This is a genomic window from Butyricicoccus sp. AM32-19 (assembly GCF_003480365.1).
Lineage (GTDB): Bacteria > Bacillota > Clostridia > Oscillospirales > Butyricicoccaceae > Agathobaculum > Agathobaculum butyriciproducens.
The window spans coordinates 80,247-102,977 of the sequence record NZ_QUIX01000007.1 but is presented as its reverse complement, the minus strand read 5'-3'; the positions used below and the strand labels follow the sequence as shown (position 1 = coordinate 102,977).

The window sequence follows — 22,731 nt, the reverse complement described above, 5'->3', positions numbered from 1 at the left end:
AAAAGCACCGAATGACATCGGTGCCCTTTGATTTGGAGCGGCTGACGAGGCTCGAACTCGCATCCACACCCCGCAAAATCCGCAGGCTTTCACGGGGACCCCGACCTCTGATTTCATGAAGGTGGAGGAAGCGAGTGTGCTGCGGGCAAAAGAAAAGCACCGAATGACATCGGTGCCCTTTGATTTGGAGCGGCTGACGAGGCTCGAACTCGCATCCACACCCCGCAAAATCCGCAGGCTTTCACGGGGACCCCGACCTCTGATTTCATGAAGGTGGAGGAAGCGAGTGTGCTGCGGCCAAAAGAAAAGCACCGAATGACATCGGTGCCCTTTGATTTGGAGCGGCTGACGAGGCTCGAACTCGCTACCTCCACCTTGGCAAGGTGGCGCTCTACCAGATGAGCTACAGCCGCATATTTGATTTTTCGCGCTAACGCGATTTTTAACTCGAAGATGGGTTACTTGTCGCTCCGACGCTACATCTCCGGGCGGAATCGCTTTTTCTACGGAAAAAGCCACGCTGGTTGAAATATGCCACCGGCATATTTCCAAGAGCCGCCTGCTCTCATTCCAATGTCGCAAAGCGACAATTCAGAGGTTAGAGGGCTACGGCCTCGATTCCTCAGCACGGAGGTATTATTTTTTAATGAGTGCCAATGGCACTCATTAAAAAATGGTGCCTCCGGGCGGAATCGAACCACCGACACGGGGATTTTCAGTCCCCTGCTCTACCGACTGAGCTACAGAGGCGTTTTTACAGCGCTTGTTTAGTATATTATATTCCCTCGGAAATGTCAACAACTTTTTTCAAAATTTTTTGTATATTCTGCAAGCAGGCGAAAACAGTCACAGAAGCTCAGTCTGCGACTGTATCACTTTTCTCTTCCGTTTTACGGCGGATTTGTCCCCACAACAAGTCCGCCGCTCTATCCTTTTCATGCGGGAGCAGCCACACGGTGCAGCCCAAAATAGTTCAACTGAAACGCGCCTCCTTTATGTATGTCTGGTCATTTATACTGTCTGCCGCCTGCCTTGCCATTTGAAATGTCGGATAGCGTTCTCTGCAAATCTCGTCATTGGCCGGCACGGCAGCCAACACGCTGGTTTGTGAATCAATCGAGTCCAGTTTCCACTATCCACGCAATCCCTCCTTTCCGGCTCTCCTGCCCTGCTCATACTATATAGACGAATGCCCTTCCGGTTTTGTGACACTCTTCCGCAAAAAAATAGGGCAATACCGCATAATTGGACAAGAGCGATTTGCGAGTAAATTTTGCGTACTGACGAGGCGCGGTTTTGCGGTAATACTTGATGTATTACCGTGAAATCGCAACAAAGTCAGGGCGCGAAATTTCCGCAAAGCGCCGCAGCTTTAATTGTGCGGTATTGCCCTAGAAATTTTTTCGCCATGAGAAGAGCAGCCTGTAAATCCGCTCTTCAGATTGCATCGTCAGGCACAATATGCTATAATCTGCTAAAATAATAGGCAGGAAGGCGTAAAAATGTTTCTCTATCTGGCAATGATCGACTCGGACGCAGACAAGTCCAAGTTCGAGATTCTTTACAGCGAATACAAAAATCTGATGTACTACACCGCAAACCGCATTCTGCGCAACAGCAGAGATGCGGAGGACGTGGTGCATCAGGCTTTTCTCAAAGTCATCGAAATTCTGGACACCATTTCTTCACCGAGGTGTCACAAAACGCGTGCGCTGCTCGTCACTATTACCGAGCACAAAGCGATCGACCTGTACCGCGAAAAGCAGCGCCGCAATGTCCTGCCGCTTGTCGAAGAATATGTCGGAGCCGCGCCTGCCGCCGAGATTGAGCGTCTCGCCGAGCGCGACACTCTGGCGGCCGCTATCGCTGCACTGCCGCCGCGTTACCGCTCGGTACTGCTTCTGCGGTACGACTGCGGCTATTCCAACGCGGAGATCGCGAATATTCTGGATACAACCGAGCCGAACGTGCGCAAGCTCATCCAGCGTGCCAAGGAAAAACTCAGCGCAGCGCTGAGTGGGATGGAGGAACCGTAAATGAAGATCACTGACGATATGCTGTCCGCGCAGGCCGCCGAAGCGCGCGAGCTGTGGCTGCAAGCCTGTACGCCGGATGCGCTGCCTGAGCACCGTTTCTCCCGGAAATTCCGGCGCGAAATGCGCCGTCTGATGCGTGCGCAAAAGCACTCTGCGGCGTTCAACCGGAGCCTTCGTCTTGCGCGCCGCACGGCCGCTGTTCTGCTGCTTTCCGCTGCGGTTTCGTTCGGCTGCGCGATGAGCGTAGAAGCATACCGCGTATCGCTAATCAATACTGTCGTGCGCGTGTTTAACGACCTGACCGACTATCGTTTTTCGTCTGCCCTGCCGTCCGAAACCGACAGCAAGGCGTTCACACCGCCGGTTCTGTCCGGTCTGCCGGATACCATGCACAAAACCGATGAGCGCAGCACACCTAACGGCTATACCGTCACCTACGAGAGCACTACCGATTTTCTCGACCTGACCTGCACCCGGATTACGGACACTTCGGAGGCACACAAGCTCGTGGACACGGAAAACGCATCCGTTACCGAATTTGCTCTGCACGGCAGTCCGGTTACGATGGTCGAGAAAAACGGCACGGTCACGCTCCTCTGGACGCACGATGACATCGTCTATCACCTGTACAGCAGCCTGCCCGCCGATACCTGCCGCAAACTCATCGAGAATCTGCAGTGATTCTCTGCTGATATTGCAAAGAATTGCTATTGCGGCCCGCCCTGCCGCGGTGTTATAATGATAAATTGTGAAAGTGTATAAACCACGCGCATGATTTTCTGCGCGAAAACAATCACGGAGGTTTACTCTTTTGAAAAAACATCGCTATACCGCGGCGGCCGTAATGCTCAGTCTTTCGATGCTGACCGGCGCCGCTGCCGCCGATTATTCCGATCTAAAGCCGCACTGGGCCGAGCAGGCCATGGAATTCGCCGTACAGTCCAACCTGATGGACGGCATTTCGGAATATACCTTTGCTGCAGATGCACCTGCGACCCGCGCCTGTCTGGTGCAGGCGCTGTACCGCATGGCGCACGCGCCTGCGGCTGACACAGTGCTTACCTTTCAGGATGTCGCGGAGGATGCGTCCTTCCTGACCGCGGTTCAGTGGGGTGTGTCCAACGGCATCATCACCGGTTACAGCGACACGGTGTTTCGCCCCGGCACCTCACTTACGCGCGAGCAGTTCGCCGTTATGCTGTACCGCTTTGCCGAATACAAAAAGCTGGATGTGACGGCACAAAGCGCGCTCTCCGGCTACACGGATGCTTCTTCGATTCATCCGTATGCGCAGGCCGCCATGCAGTGGGCCAACGCCGAGGGACTGATCACCGGCACGACCGCGACCACACTGTCTCCGCAGCGCACAGTCTCCCGCGCACAGCTGGCGACTATTTTGCAGCGTTTTGCACCGATGGTCTCCTACCAGCAGCGGGAAACCGATGCGCCGCAGCCGCCGCAGACCCATTCCTACACGGCCTTCACCACCAAACTGGGTGACGTGACGCGCAGCGAGACCGAACAGGACCTGACCGAAGTCCATCGAGCGACCCGCCGTTACACGGACGGTCAGGGCTGCGCGGTCGAAATGGGACACTCTGCCGCCGTGCTGGACGCACCCGCGCACACAGCCGCGCAGTTTGAGATGAAGGGCATGTCCGGCACCGTTCGCTGGTACGACACCGCAGCGTCCTCGTGGAAACAGCAGCCGCTCACTGCGGGCACGCTGCCGAGCGGCATGTACTTCCTGCGGGTGGACGGCGTGGACAGCATTCTCGTCACGCCGATGACCTATGCCGCGCGAGACAACGGCATGATCGAGTATTTCCCGGGCAAAAACGGCTCGCTGAAGATCGAGCGGACAGCTTCTGGCTTCCGGTTCTCCGTGCAGGTTGCGGCTCTTACGCAGGGCACCTACAGTGACTATCTGCTGCTGACTTCTCAGCAGACGCTCATCGACTGGAGCGACCAGTCCATGCTCAGCCGCTGGGCGAACTACAGCCTGATCGGCACCAACCGCTGGTGCTACAACGGCTACTACTATACCGCACCTTCGACCTACTATCCGTTCGACGAGAACTACTTCTACTCGCTTCCGGCGGCACATATTGCCGGCAAGATGGCAAACGACACCGATCAGCCGGCCTCCCGCGCGATCGGTCTGGCGATGATCGACCTGATGCGCGAGCAGCAGAACGAGTACGGCTTTATCCCCTCTCAGGCAGGCAGCACCTGGCTCAAGACGGATTACGGCATCGAACCCGGCTACTACGACACCCGCTTCAACACGGATTTCTGGCTGGCGAACATCAACGCAGCCGAAAACTTCGGTGTGACCGGCTGGCTGGACAAGACCCGCAAGTATGCGGATTTTCTCGTCAGCTTTGCCGGGCAGCATCACTTCACCTTCGGGGCCGGCGATGACGAGGGATGGCTCGTGCAGGATTACTGGCACCCGAACGGAGAGTCCTCGCCGACACACGCTTCGCTCAACCATCATGCCGCCGAAGCCGAATTCCTGTACCGGATGGCAGACGCAGTGAATGAGGACAGCTACGCCGTTCTCGCTGACCGCATGGTGCGCGGCATTGAGCAGAGTGAATTGCTGTGGTACAAGCCGGACGGTGATCTGAACTACTCCTGCAAGCCGGACGGCACCTGTTCCGGGCAGGATTATCCGTATTTGACCTACAACGACCTGCTTGAGCTGCAGCGGCTGTATGCAGCCCGGCACGGTCAGGAAAATCCGGCGATCGCCCGTTTGCTACAGGTCAAGCTGACCTGGATGAATAAAAACGGCGTGACCGGCTACAACAAATAATTTCGGGGACGGAGAGAAATAAACGTGACACCAAATTCATTCGCTTATATCGTCTTTCTGGTGATAGGCGCACTCATTTACCACCCACTGTCACAGAAGGCCAAGAAACCCTTTCTTCTGCTGCTGAGCATCTGTTTTTACGCCATCGGCGGTGTAAAATTTCTGCCGCTGCTGGCGCTGACCGTTGCCTTCAACTTCTTTGCAGCGCAAAAGCTGGAACGCACCGAGCGTAAGCGCGGTCTGCTCACGCTGGTGCTTGTGCTCAACCTCGGTGCACTCGGGTTATTCAAATACCTCGGCTTTTTCGGAGAGCTGCTCGGCTGCACCGGTGTGCAGCTCAGTCTGCCGCAGCTGGCCCTGCCGATCGGCATTTCGTTCTACACGTTCGTCATCTGCGGCTATATGATCGACGTGTACCGCGGTCGTGAAGCCGAGCGCAATTTTCTCGATTTTGCGCTGTTCACCACCTTCTTTCCGGCAATCCTGTCCGGCCCGATCGAGCGCTCGAAGAACCTGCTCCCGCAGATCAAGCAGCCGCGCCGCGCAACTGCGGACGATGTGCGCTTTGCCGCCGAACGGCTCATCGAGGGCACGGTCAAGAAGGTGCTGCTCGCAGATAATCTGGCGATTCTGGTCAACACTGCATACGCTGATCCGGCGCAGTTTTCCGGTCTGGAGCTGGCGTTCGCCGCAGTGGCGTATGCCCTGCAGATCTACTGCGACTTTTCCGCCTACTCCGATATGGCGATCGGCTCCGCGCGGCTGTTCGGCATTACGCTGATGGAAAACTTCCACGCACCGTACATGGCGCAAAGCTCCAAGGAATTCTGGCACAGATGGCACATTTCCTTGTCCACCTGGTTCCGCGACTACTTATATTTCCCGCTCGGCGGCAGCCGCAAGGGCAAAGCGCGCACCTACATCAACGTGCTGATCGTGTTCGCACTGAGCGGCCTGTGGCACGGTGCCGCCATGAAATATGTGCTCTGGGGACTGCTGTTCGGCGTTTTCCAGGTTATCGGCGGCCTGCTGACACCGGCAAAGCAGCGCCTGTGCGCTGCACTGCACATTCCGTGGGACGCAGGCTGGCTGCAGATCATCCGCGTGATTATCACCTTCGGCCTTTCCACGTTTGCGTGGATATTCTTCCGCGCGGATTCCGCTTTGCAGGCGTGTGCTATTATCAAACGCATTGTGACGGCGGCAGGCGCATGCTTCCCGCTTAACCTGACGCATCTCGGTCTGACCGAGCGTGCGCTGCATGTGCTTGCCGTGAGCCTCATCGGACTGGTGCTGACCGACATCATCGGCGACCGGTTCCCGCTGCGGGAAAAGCTGCTGGAGACCGTCTGGCTCCGGTACGCGGTCTGGGTTATCCTGCTGGCAGTGACGGCCGTGTGCGGCGCGTACGGCACCGGATTCAACCCGCAGGAATTCGTCTATTTCCAGTTTTAAGGAGGAATCGCCGTGAAACACATTTTCAAGAGAGAACTGGCGGCCTTCCTTGCCGCTGCGGCAGTGCTCGGCGGTATCCTCGCCGGTGCGACCCATTATCTCACACCGCAGCAGCATGATTACGGCTCGGTCTGGGGCATGTACGAACAGGAGCAGACGGATTCGATCGATGTGCTGTTCTTCGGCTCGTCCGTCACCTACTGCGATGTCGTTCCTGCTGTATACTGGGAAAATTCCGGTCTGACCGCCTTTGTGCAGGCCGGACCCGAGCAGCCGCTCCCGCTGACGCTGGATTACTTAAAGGAAAGCCTGCGTACGCAGTCACCCAAGGCGGTTTTCGTGGAGTGCACCGGTATAGCGTTCCACAAATACATGGGCTTTACCAAGACCAACATCGGTCAGATGCCGAGGGGCATCAATCGTCTGCACGCGACCTTTTTTAATGCCGAACCCGAGGTCCGCAAGGGACTGCTGTTTCCGCTGTACTTCTATCACGACCGCTGGACGACCCTCAAGAGCGAGGACGTGCAGCCGTACACCGAGGATATGCTGGCCGGCTACACCTTTCTGTCCGGCGGCACGGACAAGGGTCCGGACGACTGCGAAACGGTTGATATTGCCCCGGAGGACTGGGCACGCAATATGGACGCCCTTGAGGATATTTACGCGCTCTGCCACAGGAACAATATTCAGCTGGTGCTGTACCGTGCCCCGACAAAGCGTCTGCACGATGCCGACTGGAACAAGCTGACCGCGCAGTTTGACGGACGCGAGGGTGTATCGACACTGAATTGCAGCGACTACACCGCGCAGATTGCCGCAGATCCGGAAAGCGACTTCTACGACTCACTGCATTACAACTGTGTCGGTGCGGAGAAATTCAGTGCATTTCTCGCAGACTGGACGAAAAACAATCTCTCGATCTTGCCGGATGAACCGCAGGATACCGTACTGTGGACGGCACGCCTGCAGCATTTCCGCGATTTAACGGCAAATCCGCCGCAGGAGAACACAAACGCATAACAAAAAAAGACTGCTGCACAGGTTTTATCCTTGTGCAGCAGTCCTTTTCTTATGCGCTTATTTCCAGAAATCAGTTTCTTCCTTGATGCCAATGTTCTTCGCGTGAAATACCGGATTCTCACCGCGCTTGCGGCTTGCAACGTAATCATTCAGGCACCTGATTGCCGTGCCGCCAAGAATCAGAATGGTCGGCACGTTGACTACGACGATCATACCCTGCAGCATATCCGCAGTATCCCAGACCAGACCGGCGTTTGCAATCGCACCGATGAACACGATGGCCGTAGCAAACAGGCGGAAGAGGAGCAGCTCATGCTTTTTGATGCTGCGATGCAGGATGAACTCCAGACAGCCCTCGCAGTATGAGTAGTTGCCGAGCAGCGTGGTGAACGCGAACAGCATCATCGCTACTGCCAGGAACACCGGACCTACCGTGCCGAGCGTGGATGCGATAGCATTCTGTACATAAACCGCACCGGCGATTTCCTCGGTCGGAACAACATTGGTGGACAGACACATGAACGCCGTTGCCGTACAGATGAGCAGCGTGTCGATGAATACGGACAGCATCTGCACCAGACCCTGCTTGGCCGGATGGGAAACAGATGCGGTTGCGGCTGCATTCGGTGCAGAGCCCATACCTGCTTCGTTCGAGTACAGACCGCGCTTTACGCCATACATGATGCAGCTGCCGGAGAAGCCGCCCATCACGGACTGGAAGTCAAATGCGTTGCGGAAGATCGACGCGAACATGCCCGGTACATTCCTGATGTTCAGGCAGATAATGAGCAGCGAAACCAGTACATACAGGATACCCATGAACGGAACAAGGATTTCGGTGATGCTTGCCAGACGCTTTGCGCCGCCGAGTACCATTACGCCGAACAGGAACGCCAGAATGACGCCAATGAACGCCGGCGTGATAACCGGATGGTAGAACTTGAACACCGAGAATGTGGACTGCAGATTGTACGCCGCCAGCATGTTATAGCCGACTGCGTAGATCAGGATGATGAGCACCGAGAAGATGACACCCAACCAGCGCTTGCCGAGTGCATCGCGCATGTAGTACGCAGGACCGCCGTAGCAGCTGCCGTCCGGTGCACGCTTTTTGTAAATCTGCGCGAGCGTAGACTCGATGAAGGCGGTTGCACCGCCGAGCAGTGCGGTTACCCACATCCAGAAGATGGCGCCCGGTCCGCCGAGGCAGATTGCCGTGGATACACCGATGATGTTGCCCGTGCCGACACGCGACGCGGTGGAGATCATGAGTGCGCCGAACGAGGAAATGCTCCCCTCGCTTTCCGGCTTCTCCATGATGACCCTGCACGCATCCCTGAACAGACGAATCTGGATGAACTTGCATCGGAACGTGAAGTAAATGCCGCTGACTACCAGAAACAACGGCACAAACCATGGCTGATACAGCACGCCCGATATTGCTGCGATAACGGAGTTGATCGTTTCCAACATAATTTCTATTCCCTTTCCAAAGTACTTTCGTTACCGGCTGTATCCAGCCGACAACATTTATTTATTATTATACAGGAATCCGACAGACTTCTCAAGCACAAGTTATGCCTTAATAAAATAAGTGTTCCAGTACCCACGCAAACGCCTTTGCCGTGCGGCGGTCCGGCTGCTGAAAGTGCCCGCCGCTGTTCCATTCCAGTGTGCAGCTTACGTTTTTCCCCTGCAGGAGCGCATACGCCGCCCGCATGCGGTCGCCGACGGTGGACATCACCGGATTGCGCGTTTTTTCCTCGCGGTTGCCCAGGCTGAGATAGACGGCAGCGCTGTGCAGATCATGCGCCTGCATGTACTCCAGAAATTTCGGAAACCACAGAGACGGCGAGGCTGCCGCAATGCCGGAAAAACGGTCGGTCCGATATGCGCTCCACAGGGCAAACAGCCCTGCCATTGAGTATCCGCCGATGATGTATCGTCTGTCTGCGTCCTCACACAGCGGCAGGATTTCGCGGAGCAGTGCCGCAGCACCGTCTCCGAAGTCCTCATGACCGAAAACTGCCGGTGCACACCACGGAGACAGGTCGTCGTTCCACCTTTCAACCTTGACGGCAATCAAACGGAACGGCTGTGAAGTCAGCCGCTTGATCTCTCGAATTTCGTTCTCGATGGCTGGCAGGTCGTGGTCCCCAACCGGCTGCAGCAGCACGTTTTTCGCATTCGGCTCGCCGTATTCGTAAATCCTCATGCAATCCCCTTCTTCTATGCATTTTCGCACTGATTTTACCACAAAATGCACCGCACCGTCAAATTTGCAGCGATTGACAATCCGCATCCGCAACGGTATGATAGATGCAAAGAGTAAAAAGGAGTTTCCGCTATGGGAAAATATATACTGGCGCTCGATCAGGGCACGACAAGCTCGAGAGCGATCTTATTTGACAGCGAACAGAATATTCTCGCCATCCGGCAGCATGAGCTGACCCAGCACTATCCGCACGAGGGCTGGGTCGAGCAGGACCCGATGGAAATCTGGTCCACGCAGTATGCGGCTATGCTCGAGGTGCTGGCGGCAGCCGATGTTTCTCCGTCCGATGTGGCGGGCATCGGCATCACCAACCAGCGCGAGACGACCATCCTGTGGGATAAAAATACCGGACGGCCGATTCACAACGCTATCGTCTGGCAGTGCCGCCGCACAGCGGATATTGTGGACAGGCTGGTGCAGGACGGTCTGTCCGGGCACATCCGACGTACGACCGGTCTGGTGCCGGATGCGTATTTTTCGGGAACGAAAATCAAGTGGCTGCTCGACCATGTGGAGGGCGCACGAGAGAAGGCCGAGCGCGGAGAAATCCTGTTCGGCACGGTGGATTCCTGGCTGGTGTGGAAGCTGACCGGCGGCAAGGTGCACATCACGGACGCGACCAATGCCGCACGCACGATGATCTTCGACATTCACCGTCTGGACTGGGACGATACCCTGCTCCACGCGCTCGATATTCCCCGGGCGATGCTGCCGCGCGTGTGCTCCTCGAGCGAGGTGTACGGTTCTGTTTCCCTGCCGGGCGGCGATATTCCGATTGCAGGCATTGCGGGCGACCAGCAGGCGGCACTGTTCGGTCAGACCTGCTTTGCGGCAGGCGATGCGAAAAACACCTACGGCACGGGCTGTTTTCTGCTGATGAACACCGGCACGTCCGCTTGCGAGAGCGAAAACGGCCTGCTGACCACCATCGGCATTCAAATCAGCGGAGAGACGCAGTACGCGCTCGAGGGCAGCGTGTTTGTCGGCGGCGCCGTCATCCAGTGGCTGCGGGATGAGATGCGCTTTTTCTCCGAGAGCCGCGATGCGGAATACTACGCGGGCAAGGTGAAGGACACCGGCGGCGTGTACCTCGTGCCTGCATTCACCGGTCTGGGCGCGCCGCATTGGGATATGTACGCACGCGGCTGTCTCATCGGTCTGACGCGCGGCACGACCCGCGAGCACATCATCCGCGCCGCACAGGAGTCCATCGCCTATCAGGTGAACGACCTGCTGACCGCCATGAAACGCGATACCGGCACTACCCTCTCCTCCCTTTCTGTGGACGGCGGTGCCAGCCGCGACAGCTTCCTGATGCAGTTCCAGAGCGATATTTCGGACTGCACGATTCGCCGTCCGGTCATCCGCGAAACGACCGCGCTCGGCGCATGCTATCTTGCCGGACTCGCGACCGGTGTGTGGCGCAGCCGCGAGGAGCTGAAGCAGCTCTGGCGATGCGATACGCTGTATGCGCCCTCGATGGACGAGAATAAACGCCGCAAGCTGCTCTCCGGCTGGGATAAGGCGGTTGGACGGTCGCTTGATTGGGCGGAGCATTAAAAACAGCAAAAAGCAAACCCGAAGTGCAGGCGTAAAACCTGCACTTCGGGTTTTGTATTTCAGTATGCTTTAATCGTTCGCCTGAATCCACGCGGGCAGCTGCTCGATGTTCAGCAGCACATCGTCCGCACCGGCCTCGAGGAACACCTGCCGCGCACGATCGAGTGCAGCCTGCTTTTTCTCAGCAGAGAGTGCCTCATAGGCTGCCTGCGTCATGCCCATCACACTGCTGCCTCGAGCACGCCGAGCGAGCGGACACCGGCATTCCTGCCTTCCTGAATGTCAGACACAGTGTCACCGACCTTGACGACCACCTGCACGGACGGCACCTGGAATTTCTGCATGTTGGCAAAAATCATATACGGGTTCGGGCGGCCCAGACCGTCCACCGAATCCGGGCTGAACCACGCGTCCGGTGCGTAGCCCTGTTTTGCCGCATTTTCGGTGACAACTGCCATCATTGCATCGGTATAACCGGTCATGGAGCCGATTTTCAAACCCATTGCTGCTTGATGTAGTCATACATCTCGCGGAAGCCATAGATATTGAACAGCTGACGGCCGAACACCCGTGTCAGCAGGCCCTGTTTGCCGAAGGAATAAATGATGGCAAAGCCGTAGGTGATGGTCGGCAGGTACATCGGCAGGGTTGCGATTGCCTGCAGAGCCTGTTTGAGCGGACGCGCAATACGCGGGTAATGAATTGGTAAGCAATGACGAATGCGATTGTCGTTGCCAGTACAGCCGCTGCCGCCGATACGCGGAAGCTGTTGCCGAGTGTCCGTCCGAAGCCCTTGCTGTGCAGCACCGAGGTGTAAAACCCGGTCGTGATGCCGTTATCCAGAAAGGATTTTCCGAACAGCTTGAGCACCGGCACGGCCAGAAATATAAGGAACAGCAGTGCGATTACACCAAAGATCACATGCAGCTCCCTGTTATGTCGTTTCATGCCGCGTTACACCACCGCTCCGATCGCTGCCGTGCTGCGAACAATGCGTAAATATTATTGCGCTTGATCTCAAGCTGATTGAGGATAAACTTGCGCACGAAGTCGTTGTTCGGACGGTTTTTCAGTCCGTACAGGACATTGTGCTGCACATCCAGATTGGGAAACAGCGCATAATCCTGAAATACAATGTTAAGGCAACACCGCACAATTAAAGCTGCGGCGCTTTGCGGAAATTTCGCGCCCTGACTTTGTTGCGATTTCACGGTAATACATCAAGTATTACCGCAAAACCGCGCCTCGTCAGTACGCAAAATTTACTCGCAAATCGCTCTTGTCCAATTATGCAGTATTGCCTTAAATCCGCGTTTCTCCATCGGCGTATATGTGATATCCTGTCCGTTATAGCGGATGGAGCCGCTGTCCGCGCCGATAATGCTGAGGATCAGGTTGAGCAGCGTGGTTTTGCCGCAGCCGGACGGACCGAGAATGGAGACAATTTCACCGTCCTCAATACGCAGCGAAATATCCTTCAGCACCTCTGTGCCGTCGAATGCTTTGCGAATATGCTCCTAACATAAGCTGTTGTACTCCCTTCTTGTTTTCAACGGTTTCCATTGTAACCGAACAATCGGTGCCGCTTCTAACGCTTGCGCATCAAGTTCTTATCAAAATCCTGTAAAGTGAGGTCGGGAAATGTAAAGTAAAAATCCTCCGTAAAACGGAGGATTTTTACAACACTCATCTTATATAGAATGATATAGGATTTATTTCCGCAGAAAATACACCAGACACGGTCGTCCGCCGGTGCGGTAATCCATCTCACTGCCAATAACCTGCTGTTCAGTCAGGTAATTCATATACCGGCGCACAGTGACAACTGACAAGCCAACATGCGATGCGATCTCATCACTGGTATGCCGTGTATCCGGCGCAGCCCGCAGATATGCCTCAATGCGCGAAAGCGTCTGGCTCTGCAAACCTTTTGGCGGCGTGACAGGCTGTGTCGGCATCGCAGCCTGAAACAGCGTATGATCGAGCGCCTCCTGACTGAAGCTGTCGCGCTGCACGCTCTCTCTCCGGCGGCAGAACACGTCCAGCGCCTGCCGGAACCGCTCATATGCGAATGGTTTGACCAGATAATCCACTGCACCCAGTCGCGCGGCATCGTTGACCGTTTTTGCGTCATTCGCCGAAGTGACCATGATGACATCCGCGTCCACACCTTCCGCGCGAAGCTGCAGCAGCAGTTCGGTGCCGCTCATCTGCGGCATGTAAACATCTAAAATAATCAGGTCGATCGGGTTGCGCTGCAGCCAAAACAGCGCCGGATGCGCCGCTGAAAACGTCTGCACGACGGCAAACCGGCTGTCCTGCTCGATACACCGGCGGTTGAGCCGTGTAATCATCGGATCGTCCTCAATAATAACCGTTGTGTACATCGGATTTCCTCCTTACTGCTGTCCGTTTGCGGATTCCGCAACCGTAATGATGAACGAGCTGCCGATTCCCGGCTCGGATTCGACGCGAATCGTTCCGTGGAACGCGTTCACGGTTTCCTTGACGAGTGACAGACCGGTGCCTCTGCCCTCGCCCTTGGTGGAAAAGCCGCGCTCGAAAATGCGGTCCAGCTTATCGGCGGCAATGCCTGCACCGCTGTCGTCCACGCTGATGAGCATGCCGTGCTCTCCCTCGCGAATGCTGACCGTCACTTCCTTCTGTGCGTTTTCCGGTGCATCCCGCAGTGCGTCAAACGCATTCTCAGTCAGGTTTCCAAGAATGGTGATCAGACTGCTCGCCGGAAGATACTGTCCGTCTCCATGCAGCTCACTCGCCGGGTCGAGCACAAACCGGATGCCCAGCTCTGCCGCACGATACGCCTTGCCGATCAGCAGCGCCGCAACCGACGGCTCCCGAATACGCTCAGAAATATAGCCGATCGAGTGTGCGCGCGTCTGCGTTAAATGCAGCACATAGTCCTCCGCCTGCTTGTACTCGCCCAGCTGTAACAGACCGAGAATCACATGCAGCTTGTTGGTAAACTCATGCGTATACGCCCGCAGCGCACCGACAATGTGCTGCACGCCGGTCAAATCCTGCGCCAGTCGCGTGACCTCGGTCCGGTTGCGGAAAATAGCGATAACACCCTCCACCTTGCCGTCCCGCCAAAGCGGCATACGGTCGGAAATTACCGAAACGTGCTTGATGGACTCCAGACCGATGTTGTATTCACTTTTGCCGGTCTGCAGCACGCGCGCCATCGTCGAGCGCGGATAGACCGTCTTTAACGGCTGACCGAGTGCATCCTTCACCTTGATTTTGAGAATATCCGCTGCCGCACGGTTCATATAGGTGATCATGCTGTGTTCGTCGATCGCCATCAGACCCTCATCCAATGCATCCAGAATATCCATGCGCTGCAGAAACAGCTGACGGAACGCGTCCGGCTCATAGCCCAGCAGTTCCCGCTTGACCCGCTTGGAAAACCGCACGCTGAGCAGACTGCCGATGCCAAGCGCGAACAGCGTGATGAGCAGATACGACAGCAGCACACGCAGCACCGTCCGATGGTAGGAGCGCAGATACAGCCCTGCCATGACGATACCGGTCACCTGCCCGTTTTCATCGCGCATGACAGCATAGGCACAGCGATCCGCGCCGTCCGGCATCTCATCGTTCGAGAGCACCGGCTTTTCCTCGCTGCACAGGCGGCTGACCGTATCCGCTTTCAGTTCGGGCAGCAAAGATGCGTCGCCTGTACCGGACACGAGATCGTAAAACACTGTCGGCTTGCCCTTAATATCATACACGCCGAGCATATCCACTTCAGATACACGCCGTACGGTCCGCGCCAAATACTGCTGTGCGTTATCTGCCCGAATATCCTCGATCAGCAGCGGCGCATCTGCCGCCATCTGCGCTGCATTGGACAGCAGCTGGTCGCGCGTCCGCACCTCCTGATACAGGCCGATGCCCAAACCGACCGACGTGGACAGCAGCACCACCACCGCAATGCACAGGATCAGCATCCGGCGCACCTGCCGGTGCAGTGAGCCGGAGGAACGTGCATTTATCAAATTCATCCACTCCTTTTAAGAAGATACTTCATATCATAACACACTGGTCAACATTCATCAAATCCCCTCTGCAGATTTATGCAAATCTGTCAAATTGCGCGGGTTAATTTTTTTTAGTTTCATAAGCTTGCGTAAACTCCGACAGGTTTTTACAATAAGCGCGTAAACCAACTTATAGACAAACGAGGTGATGCCCTTTGGGTGAAATCAAAGCGGAATTGAATGCCGAACTGCAAACCCATATTGCGTTCGAGATTCCGCTGTTCGGCGGAATACCGGTTCCGGAATCCGCTGTGGTAAGCTGGGCAATCATAGTTGTGCTGACCCTGCTTGCCATCTGGCTGACGCACGGACTGCGCAAGCGTCCCGGGCGAAAGCAGATCGCCGCAGAGATGCTGGTGGGCTTCATCAACAATTTCTGCCGCGACACACTGGGCGACAAATACTGGCGCACCTTCGCTCCGTACCTTGGCACGGTAGGCCTGTATCTTGCGCTGGCGAACATGGCCGGTCTGTTCGGCGTAACGCCGCCGACCAAAGACCTGAACGTCACCGCCGGTCTGGCGATCATGAGCGCCCTGCTGATCTACGGCTCGCAGTTCCGGTTCCACGGTCTGCGCGGCGGACTGAAAAAGTTCAGCGAACCGGTTTCGGTCGTCACGCCGCTCAACATTATGGAGATCGGCATTCGGCCTTTGTCGCTCTGCATGCGACTGTTCGGCAACATTTTCGCCGGATTCGTTATCATGGAGCTGGTCAAAATGGCCATTCCGGTCGTTGTCCCCATCCCGCTGAGCCTGTATTTCGATGTATTCGACGGTATGATACAGGCAATCGTATTTGTATTCCTGACAACACTTTTTCTGTCGGAATCGCTTGAGTAACCACTGTTTTATCTGAGAAAGGATCACAAAAAATGAGTATTGCTATTGGTGCAGCTATTGCAGTTATGACCGGCATCGGCGCCGGTCTCGGTATCGGCTATGCAACCGCGAAATCCTCGGAAGCCATTGCACGTCAGCCGGAGGCCTCCGGCCAGATCAGCAAAAACCTGATCCTCGGCTGTGCACTGGCCGAGGCAACCGCCATCTACGGTTTTCTGATCGGTATCCTGCTTATCTTCATGAATTGATCGGGGTGAGATCGAATGATCCTCAATCTAAATTCGCAGATTATCTGGGTGTTTGTTGATCTGCTCATCCTGTTCGTGCTGATGAAGAAATTCCTGTTCGGACCCATCACAAAAATGCTCGATGACCGTGCGCAGCAGGTGTCGGACACGCTCGATCAGGCGGACAAACGTCTCGCCGAGGCTGAGCAGCAGCAAAACGCGCACGCCGCACAGCTTGCTTCCGCAAAGCAGGAGGCAGCGCAAATCATCGAGGATGCCCGCACGCGCGGTCAGCAGGAGTACGACCGGCTGGTTGCAGAAGCGCAGACCGCTGTGCAGCGGCTGGACGAGCAGGCTGCCCGCCGTCGGGAATCCGAGCGGACGCAGATGCTCCGTGAGGCGAAAAAGGAGATTGCCGCTCTCGTTCTGCTGACCACCGCCAAGGTATCCCAGCGGACGCTGAACAGCGACACCGACCGCGCCATGATCGATGATTTTCTGCGGGAAGAAACGGAGGCCGCGCGATGAACTCGACCGCCGTACAGTATGCCGGTGCCCTGCGTCATACCGGCTGCACGCTGAGCAATCTGCAGCGAACCACCGATTATCTGACCGGCTGTGCGCCGCTGTGGGACGCGCTGTGCTCGCCTGCCGTTTGTGCGCGGGAGAAAAAAGCTGTGCTGTCCCGCCTGCCCGATTTTGACACGATGGGCGAGCTGAAGCACTTTTATCTGCTGCTGGCGGACAAAAACCGCTTTGCGCTCCTGCCGGAGATCGTCCGGCAGTTCCGCCTGCTTGAGCTGCGCGACCGCGGCGAGGGCCTGTGCGTATTCCGCTGTGCCCGCGAACCGGATGATGAATCACTGAGTTCGCTTGCCAAACTGCTGTGCGCACGGCATGGCTGCCGCGCGGTTACGTTTGAAATCGTGCAGGACGACACGCTGCTCGGCGGCTTTACTGCCGAAATCGACGGCGTAACCTACGATAAAAGCGTGCGCGGACAGCTTCGCGCACTGGCGCATGACCTGTAAAGGGGTGAAAACCATTGAACCATTCAGATGAGATTTTATCTATTCTCCGCGAGGAGATTGAACAATATGACAACCGTACGCGCTGCGACGAAACCGGCACGGTCATCGAGGTCGGCGACGGTATCGCCACCGTTTACGGTCTAAACCGCGCTGTATACGGCGAACTGGTGCAGTTTGACACCGGTGTGCACGGCATCGTGCTCGACCTTAAACGCGACAGCGTCGGCGTGGTACTGCTCGGCAGCGAGGACGGCCTGCATGAAGGCTCGGCGGTCAGCCGCACCGGACGTGCGGCTGACGTTCCGGTCGGCGATGCGATGATCGGCCGCACGGTCAACGCCCTCGGTGAACCGATTGACGGCCTTGGACCGATTGAAACGACCGAGCGCCGTCCGATCGAGCGAGAGGCTTCGGGTGTGGTATCGCGTGAGCCGGTAAACCAGCCGATGCAGACCGGCATCCTTGCCATTGACGCGATGGTGCCGATCGGACGCGGTCAGCGCGAGCTGATCATCGGCGACCGCCAGACCGGCAAAACGTCCATTGCCATCGACACCATCCTGAACCAGAAGGGGCAGGATATGATCTGCATTTACGTTGCCATCGGCCAGAAGGCATCCACAGTGGCGCGCCTGCGCGGCACGCTCGAGAAATACGGCGCACTCGATTACAGCATCATTGTTTCTGCCACTGCAGCAGACGGTGCGCCGCAGCAGTATATCGCGCCGTATGCCGGCGCCGCTATCGGCGAGTATTTCATGAGTCAGGGCCGCGATGTGCTCATCGTGTATGATGATCTATCCAAGCACGCGGTCGCTTACCGCACGCTGTCGCTGCTGCTGCGCCGCTCGCCCGGCCGTGAGGCGTATCCGGGCGACGTATTCTACCTGCATTCCCGTCTGCTCGAGCGTGCCTGCCGCCTGACGCCGGAGTACGGCGGCGGCTCGATGACCGCGCTTCCTATCATTGAAACGCTGGCAGGCGATGTTTCCGCCTACATTCCGACCAACGTCATTTCCATCACGGACGGTCAAATTTATCTGGAAAACGACCTGTTCTTTGCCGGTCAGCGTCCGGCGATCAACGTTGGCCTGTCGGTATCGCGTGTCGGCGGTGCGGCACAGACCAAGGCCATCAAGAAAACCGCCGGTACGCTGCGTATCGATCTTGCTCGCTTCCGCGAGTTGGAGGTATTCACCCAGTTCAGCTCGGATCTGGACAAGGACACTCAGCAGGCCCTCGAGCACGGCAAACGCCTGATGGAAATCCTCAAGCAGCCGCTGTGCCACCCGATGCCGGTATGGCGGCAGGCGGTTATCCTGTATGCTGCGACCAACGGTCTGCTGAGCGATGTTCCGCTCGACCGGGTACGCGATTTTGTGCAGAAATTTGCCGACAGTCTGCCCGATTCCCTGCTGACAGAGATTCAGTCCACCGGTACCCTGACCGGCACGGCTGCCGAGCAGATCCGGGAAGCCCTGAAAACCTATAAAGATCAGGTGAGTGCAGCATGGCAGGCATAAAGGAGATCCGCACCCGCATTGACAGTGTGCAGCAAACACTCAAGATCACAAACGCGATGTACCTGATCTCGTCCTCCAAGCTGCGCAAGGCAAGGCAGCAGCTGAACAATGTGCAGCCGTATTTTCTCAAGATCAGCTCCACGATTGCCGATATTCTGCACCATTCCCCTGAAATCGAGCATATTTATTTCGACAAGCGGCCCGAGGTCAAGCGCCGCAAGTCCGGCTACATCGTTATCACGGGCGACAAGGGACTGGCCGGTGCGTACAATCACAACGTGCTGCGTCTGGCCGAGAAGCATCTTGCACAGGAGGACGATCCAACGCTGTTCCTCATCGGTCAGATGGGCCGCGCGTACTTCGCCGAGCGCGACATCCGCGTAGACGGCGAGTTCATGTTCACCGTGCAGGACCCGACGATTGCCCGTGCGCGGGACATTGCGGATATTTTCATCCGTCTGTTCCGCGAAGGTCAGCTGGACGACGTGTATGTTGTCTACACCGAAATGGTAACGCCTATGCGGCTTGAGCCGCGCGTACAGAAGCTGCTGCCGCTCGACATTGACGCATTCCCATGGGAGCCGCGTCCGAGTGAACACGGCCCCTATCATCAAATGGTGCAGTATGTACCCTCGGCAGACCGCGTACTCGAGCATCTGGTACCCGGCTACGTCAAGGGTGAGCTGTTCGGCGCGCTGGTCGAGTCCTTCTGTGCCGAGCAGAATGCCCGCATGACAGCAATGGACTCCGCGACCGACAACGCACGCGATATGCTCAAATCGCTGTCGCTGCACTACAACCGCGCACGGCAGTCCGCCATCACGCAGGAGATCACCGAGATCGTCGGCGGCACACAGGGCAGCGCCGCAGAAACACCGCAGCCCCGCCGTCCGATTCCGACGCGGACCGTCCGCTTTCTCGCAGACGGCAGACGCGCATAGAAAGTGAGGAAATTACTATGAAACGCAAAGGTACCGTGGTACAGGTAACAGGTCCGGTTGTGGACGTTGCTTTTGACGGCGGCAGCCTGCCTGAGATAAATGAAGCGCTTACCGTTGCACCGGACGGACAGCCGCGCATGATGGAAGTCGCGCAGCACATCGGCGGCGACACCGTGCGCTGCATCATGCTCTCCCCGAGTGAGGGCATCGGCCGCGGCGACGAGGTGCTGTCCACCGGTCACACGATTGAAGCGCCGGTCGGTGAAGCGACCCTTGGACGCATGTTCAACGTGCTCGGTCAGCCGATCGACGAAAAGGGCGATGTAAACGCACCGGAAAAGTGGTCCATCCACCGTGCGCCGCCGGATTTTGCACAGCAGAACCCGACGACCGAGATTCTCGAGACCGGCATCAAGGTCATCGACCTGCTCGCGCCGTATGCCAAGGGCGGCAAGATTGGTCTGTTCGGCGGCGCCGGTGTCGGCAAGACCGTGCTCATTCAGGAGCTGATTCACAACATCGCCACCGAGCACGGCGGCTACTCCATCTTCACCGGTGTCGGCGAACGCACCCGCGAGGGCAACGATCTGTGGCGCGAGATGGCGGAATCCGGCGTACTGAGCAAGACCGCGCTCGTGTTCGGCCAGATGAACGAACCGCCCGGAGCGCGCATGCGCGTTGCACTGACCGGTCTGACCATGGCGGAATACTTCCGCGATGTGAAAAAGCAGAACGTGCTGCTGTTTATCGACAATATTTTCCGCTATGTACAGGCAGGCTCGGAGATTTCCGCACTGATGGGCCGCATGCCCTCGGCGGTCGGCTACCAGCCGACGCTGGCTGATGAGGTCGGTGCTCTGCAGGAGCGTATCGCCTCCACTAAGGACGGCGCAATCACGTCCGTGCAGGCGGTCTATGTTCCGGCGGATGACCTGACCGACCCGGCTCCGGCGACCACGTTTACCCACCTGGACGCCAAGACCGTCCTCTCCCGTAAGATTGTCGAGCAGGGCATCTACCCTGCCGTTGACCCGCTGGATTCCACCTCGCGTATCCTCGAGCCGGATATTGTCGGTGAGCGGCATTACAAGGTCGCACGCGGCGCACAGGAGCTGCTGCAGCGTTACCGCGAACTGCAGGACATCATCGCCATCCTCGGTATGGAGGAGCTTGGTGCAGACGACCGCCGCATTGTCGATCGTGCCCGCCGCATGCAGCAGTATTTCTCGCAGCCGTTCTCGGTTGCCGAGCAGTTTACCGGTCTGGAAGGGCGCTATGTAACGCTTGAGGACACCATCAGCGGCTTTGAAGCGCTGCTCGGCGGTGAACTTGACCAGTATCCGGAGGCTGCCTTCTCCATGGTCGGCACGGTAGACGAGGTCCACAAAAAGGCCAAGGATATGGGGGCACTCTGATGGAGAACACCTTCTATCTGGAGATCATCACGCCGGACCGGCAGTTTTACACCGGACCGGCAACCAATTTGACTATGCCTGCACTCGACGGTGAATACGGCGTGCAGCCGGGACATGAGCCGGTCGTTACCGCACTCCGTCCGGGTACGGTGCGGTTCCAGACAGACGGCACACCGCACGAGGTCGTTGTCAGCGACGGCTTCGCAGAAATTATGCCGGACTACTGCATTCTTCTGGTATCCAGCGCCGAACGTCCTGACGAAATCGACCGTGCGCGTGCCGAACGCGCCAAAGAGCGCGCGGAAGAACGGCTGCGCCAGAAGCAGAGTATTCGTGAATATCATCTCTCCAAAGCGGCTCTGGCCCGTGCTATGGCACGCCTGAAGGCTACCCGCTGACTCCCCTTTTTTATCGCCTGCTCCGATGTTGTCAGATGGAACATCGGAGCAGGCGTTTTTGCAGATGCTTACGCTGACCAGTACAGGTGTCAGCACCTAAAAACTCAACCGACTTGAGCAATTCGTTGCTGATGATCGGTCTGGCTGCCGCACTCGCCTGCTGTGCCCTTACATTTCTACTCGGCGGCGCCTGGGTTCGAGATGATACTCGCGTTCTTCGGTGCAGGTATCGGCAACGCCGTGCGCTGTAAGCGGTCCAAGCACTACCTGATTCTTGTGCTCTGCACAACCGTTTCGGCCGCGGCGGCCTGTCCGGTGTACGCAGGCTGTCTCAAGATTGCCGAAATGACCTGCGGCATCGCCATGGTCAAGTCGGATATGCGGTCGGGTCTCGAACGGCATCATTCCTGCGCTGCCGCTCGGATTCATCCTCGCCCGCATTATGATGGATAAGATGTTCCGCCACTGCGCCTGATATCGCAGAAAAATCCCGCTGACCTAAAACCAGCGGGATTTTCCTGTTTTCTGCGTTTTCACAGCTGCAGAACTCCGTAACGCCCGCAAAATGCAGAAAAACCGCTGTGAAAATGCTCCGCAGCGGTTGCTTTTTATGCAGCTGAAACGGAAAAATCTTGATTTTATGCAGTTTTCGAGCATAGAAAAAGTCCACCGTAATTCTATCAAAATTACGGTGGACTTATGGTGGAGCCGAGGGGAGTTGAACCCCTGTCCGAAAGCGCATCCACGAGGACTTCTCCGGGCGCAGTTTGTCGATTAAAATTCCCGCCGCGGCACGCCGGCAAACAGGCTTACCGTTTTGGTAGAGTCATTTTACATGACGAGGGCAACTCTTACCTCGTACACGTTCACCACTAATCGACGCCGGGTCTCTGAGCCGTGGTCCTCTCTGAGCCGACGGGCTAAGCCTAATTAGGCAGCCTGAAGAGTATAATTGTTGTTGTTTAATTTATAAACAGTTGGAGCTTTTATCGCAGATCCCCACTGCGGCCCGCTATCCCGGCTTCAACACCCCCGTCGAACCCGTTACGGCCCCATTTGGAAATGGAGAATGAAAAATTGAGAATGGAGAATATTCTGCTCTCAGCTTTTCCATTTTTAA

Annotated in this window: 24 protein-coding genes, 2 tRNA genes and 1 other RNA gene; 15 read left to right on the top strand and 12 right to left on the bottom strand. The window is 56.8% G+C overall.

Annotation, left to right across the window (positions count from 1 at the left end; genetic code table 11):
- Window positions 1–337: 337 nt before the first annotated feature.
- Both DW806_RS07910 and DW806_RS07905 read right to left on the bottom strand, forming a co-directional pair.
- Window positions 338–413: transfer RNA gene (locus DW806_RS07910), tRNA-Gly, on the bottom strand.
- A gap of 261 nt (window positions 414–674) precedes the next feature.
- Window positions 675–750 (bottom strand) — tRNA-Phe (locus DW806_RS07905).
- 752 nt (window positions 751–1,502) lie between these two features.
- Here DW806_RS07905 and DW806_RS07900 point away from each other — a divergent pair.
- The 5 genes from DW806_RS07900 (at window position 1,503) to DW806_RS07880 (ending at window position 7,335) form a co-directional block, all read left to right on the top strand.
- Entirely contained in the window at window positions 1,503–2,036 is a 534-nt protein-coding gene (locus DW806_RS07900; RefSeq protein ID WP_118729612.1) for an RNA polymerase sigma factor, read from the top strand.
- Window positions 2,037–2,717, top strand: a complete 681-nt coding sequence (locus DW806_RS07895) for a DUF4367 domain-containing protein (protein WP_118729611.1) — start codon at window positions 2,037–2,039, stop codon at window positions 2,715–2,717.
- Window positions 2,718–2,847: 130 nt separating this feature from the next.
- Window positions 2,848–4,857, top strand: coding sequence for an S-layer homology domain-containing protein (locus DW806_RS07890; RefSeq protein ID WP_118729610.1), 2,010 nt, complete (start codon window positions 2,848–2,850; stop codon window positions 4,855–4,857).
- 24 nt (window positions 4,858–4,881) lie between these two features.
- Entirely contained in the window at window positions 4,882–6,312 is a 1,431-nt protein-coding gene (locus tag DW806_RS07885) for an MBOAT family O-acyltransferase (RefSeq protein ID WP_117751612.1), read from the top strand.
- Window positions 6,313–6,324: 12 nt separating this feature from the next.
- Window positions 6,325–7,335, top strand: a complete 1,011-nt coding sequence (locus DW806_RS07880; RefSeq protein WP_118729609.1) for a hypothetical protein — start codon at window positions 6,325–6,327, stop codon at window positions 7,333–7,335.
- A 57-nt stretch (window positions 7,336–7,392) separates the two neighbouring features.
- Here the strand turns inward: DW806_RS07880 and DW806_RS07875 are convergent, their stop codons facing one another.
- The gene (locus DW806_RS07875) at window positions 7,393–8,808 is read right to left on the bottom strand and encodes an alanine/glycine:cation symporter family protein (RefSeq protein WP_118729608.1); all 1,416 of its coding nucleotides are present in this window, start codon (window positions 8,806–8,808) and stop codon (window positions 7,393–7,395) included.
- A gap of 109 nt (window positions 8,809–8,917) precedes the next feature.
- Complete coding sequence (locus DW806_RS07870; protein ID WP_118729607.1) at window positions 8,918–9,550, bottom strand: esterase; 633 nt, start codon at window positions 9,548–9,550, stop codon at window positions 8,918–8,920.
- Between the two features lie 132 nt (window positions 9,551–9,682).
- Here DW806_RS07870 and glpK point away from each other — a divergent pair, with 132 nt between their 5' ends.
- Window positions 9,683–11,170 carry a glycerol kinase GlpK gene (gene glpK, locus DW806_RS07865; protein WP_118729606.1) on the top strand — a complete coding sequence of 496 codons (1,488 nt, stop codon included), beginning with the start codon at window positions 9,683–9,685 and terminating at the stop codon, window positions 11,168–11,170.
- A 69-nt stretch (window positions 11,171–11,239) separates the two neighbouring features.
- On the opposite strand, the gene DW806_RS15690 is transcribed toward glpK, so the two are convergent.
- The 7 genes from DW806_RS15690 to DW806_RS07840 all read right to left on the bottom strand — a co-directional run bounded on the left by DW806_RS15690 (window position 11,240) and on the right by DW806_RS07840 (window position 15,192).
- Window positions 11,240–11,395: a hypothetical protein gene (locus DW806_RS15690; protein WP_243022687.1), complete on the bottom strand. Its 156-nt coding sequence runs from the start codon at window positions 11,393–11,395 to the stop codon at window positions 11,240–11,242.
- A complete protein-coding gene (locus DW806_RS15685) occupies window positions 11,392–11,667 on the bottom strand; it encodes an HAD hydrolase-like protein (RefSeq protein ID WP_243022685.1) in 276 nt (91 codons plus the stop codon). The genes DW806_RS15690 and DW806_RS15685 overlap by 4 nt, the downstream gene beginning before the upstream one ends.
- Window positions 11,664–11,810, bottom strand: a complete 147-nt coding sequence (locus DW806_RS15190; RefSeq protein WP_158578325.1) for a hypothetical protein — start codon at window positions 11,808–11,810, stop codon at window positions 11,664–11,666. The genes DW806_RS15685 and DW806_RS15190 overlap by 4 nt, the downstream gene beginning before the upstream one ends.
- A 304-nt stretch (window positions 11,811–12,114) precedes the next feature.
- The gene (locus tag DW806_RS15680) at window positions 12,115–12,324 is read right to left on the bottom strand and encodes a hypothetical protein (protein ID WP_243022683.1); all 210 of its coding nucleotides are present in this window, start codon (window positions 12,322–12,324) and stop codon (window positions 12,115–12,117) included.
- Between the two features lie 108 nt (window positions 12,325–12,432).
- A complete protein-coding gene (locus DW806_RS07850; protein WP_337764215.1) occupies window positions 12,433–12,654 on the bottom strand; it encodes an ATP-binding cassette domain-containing protein in 222 nt (73 codons plus the stop codon).
- 228 nt (window positions 12,655–12,882) lie between these two features.
- On the bottom strand, window positions 12,883–13,557 hold the full coding sequence (locus tag DW806_RS07845; RefSeq protein WP_118729604.1) for a response regulator: 675 nt from the start codon (window positions 13,555–13,557) through the stop codon (window positions 12,883–12,885).
- 12 nt (window positions 13,558–13,569) lie between these two features.
- Window positions 13,570–15,192 carry an ATP-binding protein gene (locus DW806_RS07840; protein WP_158578324.1) on the bottom strand — a complete coding sequence of 541 codons (1,623 nt, stop codon included), beginning with the start codon at window positions 15,190–15,192 and terminating at the stop codon, window positions 13,570–13,572.
- 197 nt (window positions 15,193–15,389) lie between these two features.
- Here DW806_RS07840 and DW806_RS07835 point away from each other — a divergent pair, with 197 nt between their 5' ends.
- From DW806_RS07835 to DW806_RS15965, 9 genes are all read left to right on the top strand, one after another.
- On the top strand, window positions 15,390–16,076 hold the full coding sequence (locus DW806_RS07835; protein WP_118729602.1) for a F0F1 ATP synthase subunit A: 687 nt from the start codon (window positions 15,390–15,392) through the stop codon (window positions 16,074–16,076).
- A gap of 32 nt (window positions 16,077–16,108) precedes the next feature.
- Window positions 16,109–16,324, top strand: a complete 216-nt coding sequence (atpE, locus tag DW806_RS07830; RefSeq protein WP_110436420.1) for an ATP synthase F0 subunit C — start codon at window positions 16,109–16,111, stop codon at window positions 16,322–16,324.
- Window positions 16,325–16,339: 15 nt separating this feature from the next.
- On the top strand, window positions 16,340–16,831 hold the full coding sequence (atpF, locus tag DW806_RS07825; protein ID WP_118729601.1) for a F0F1 ATP synthase subunit B: 492 nt from the start codon (window positions 16,340–16,342) through the stop codon (window positions 16,829–16,831).
- A complete protein-coding gene (locus tag DW806_RS07820) occupies window positions 16,828–17,334 on the top strand; it encodes an ATP synthase delta subunit family protein (protein ID WP_118729600.1) in 507 nt (168 codons plus the stop codon). Before atpF ends, DW806_RS07820 begins: the two co-directional genes overlap by 4 nt.
- Window positions 17,335–17,348: 14 nt before the next feature.
- On the top strand, window positions 17,349–18,857 hold the full coding sequence (gene atpA, locus DW806_RS07815) for a F0F1 ATP synthase subunit alpha (protein ID WP_117489330.1): 1,509 nt from the start codon (window positions 17,349–17,351) through the stop codon (window positions 18,855–18,857).
- The gene (gene atpG, locus DW806_RS07810; protein ID WP_110436416.1) at window positions 18,845–19,798 is read left to right on the top strand and encodes an ATP synthase F1 subunit gamma; all 954 of its coding nucleotides are present in this window, start codon (window positions 18,845–18,847) and stop codon (window positions 19,796–19,798) included. The genes atpA and atpG overlap by 13 nt, the downstream gene beginning before the upstream one ends.
- A gap of 17 nt (window positions 19,799–19,815) precedes the next feature.
- Window positions 19,816–21,213 carry a F0F1 ATP synthase subunit beta gene (gene atpD, locus DW806_RS07805; protein ID WP_110436415.1) on the top strand — a complete coding sequence of 466 codons (1,398 nt, stop codon included), beginning with the start codon at window positions 19,816–19,818 and terminating at the stop codon, window positions 21,211–21,213.
- The gene (gene atpC, locus DW806_RS07800; protein WP_110436414.1) at window positions 21,213–21,611 is read left to right on the top strand and encodes an ATP synthase F1 subunit epsilon; all 399 of its coding nucleotides are present in this window, start codon (window positions 21,213–21,215) and stop codon (window positions 21,609–21,611) included. Before atpD ends, atpC begins: the two co-directional genes overlap by 1 nt.
- 201 nt (window positions 21,612–21,812) lie before the next feature.
- On the top strand, window positions 21,813–22,064 hold the full coding sequence (locus DW806_RS15965; RefSeq protein WP_118729599.1) for a hypothetical protein: 252 nt from the start codon (window positions 21,813–21,815) through the stop codon (window positions 22,062–22,064).
- Window positions 22,065–22,311: 247 nt separating this feature from the next.
- Here the strand turns inward: DW806_RS15965 and ssrA are convergent.
- Window positions 22,312–22,665, bottom strand: a transfer-messenger RNA (tmRNA) gene (gene ssrA, locus DW806_RS07790).
- Between the last annotated feature and the right edge of the window lie 66 nt (window positions 22,666–22,731).

Bases quoted from the DNA above. Each gene is read 5' to 3' on its own strand.
- DW806_RS07900 (WP_118729612.1), top strand. From the start codon at position 1,503: ATGTTTCTCTATCTGGCAATGATCGACTCGGACGCAGACAAGTCCAAG.
- DW806_RS07895 (WP_118729611.1), top strand. From the start codon at position 2,037: ATGAAGATCACTGACGATATGCTGTCCGCGCAGGCCGCCGAAGCGCGC.
- DW806_RS07875 (WP_118729608.1), bottom strand. From the start codon at position 8,808: ATGTTGGAAACGATCAACTCCGTTATCGCAGCAATATCGGGCGTGCTG.
- DW806_RS07870 (WP_118729607.1), bottom strand. From the start codon at position 9,550: ATGAGGATTTACGAATACGGCGAGCCGAATGCGAAAAACGTGCTGCTG.
- glpK (WP_118729606.1), top strand. From the start codon at position 9,683: ATGGGAAAATATATACTGGCGCTCGATCAGGGCACGACAAGCTCGAGA.
- DW806_RS15190 (WP_158578325.1), bottom strand. From the start codon at position 11,810: ATGTACCTGCCGACCATCACCTACGGCTTTGCCATCATTTATTCCTTC.
- DW806_RS07845 (WP_118729604.1), bottom strand. From the start codon at position 13,557: ATGTACACAACGGTTATTATTGAGGACGATCCGATGATTACACGGCTC.
- atpE (WP_110436420.1), top strand. From the start codon at position 16,109: ATGAGTATTGCTATTGGTGCAGCTATTGCAGTTATGACCGGCATCGGC.
- atpF (WP_118729601.1), top strand. From the start codon at position 16,340: ATGATCCTCAATCTAAATTCGCAGATTATCTGGGTGTTTGTTGATCTG.
- DW806_RS07820 (WP_118729600.1), top strand. From the start codon at position 16,828: ATGAACTCGACCGCCGTACAGTATGCCGGTGCCCTGCGTCATACCGGC.
- atpG (WP_110436416.1), top strand. From the start codon at position 18,845: ATGGCAGGCATAAAGGAGATCCGCACCCGCATTGACAGTGTGCAGCAA.
- atpD (WP_110436415.1), top strand. From the start codon at position 19,816: ATGAAACGCAAAGGTACCGTGGTACAGGTAACAGGTCCGGTTGTGGAC.
- atpC (WP_110436414.1), top strand. From the start codon at position 21,213: ATGGAGAACACCTTCTATCTGGAGATCATCACGCCGGACCGGCAGTTT.
- DW806_RS15965 (WP_118729599.1), top strand. From the start codon at position 21,813: ATGATACTCGCGTTCTTCGGTGCAGGTATCGGCAACGCCGTGCGCTGT.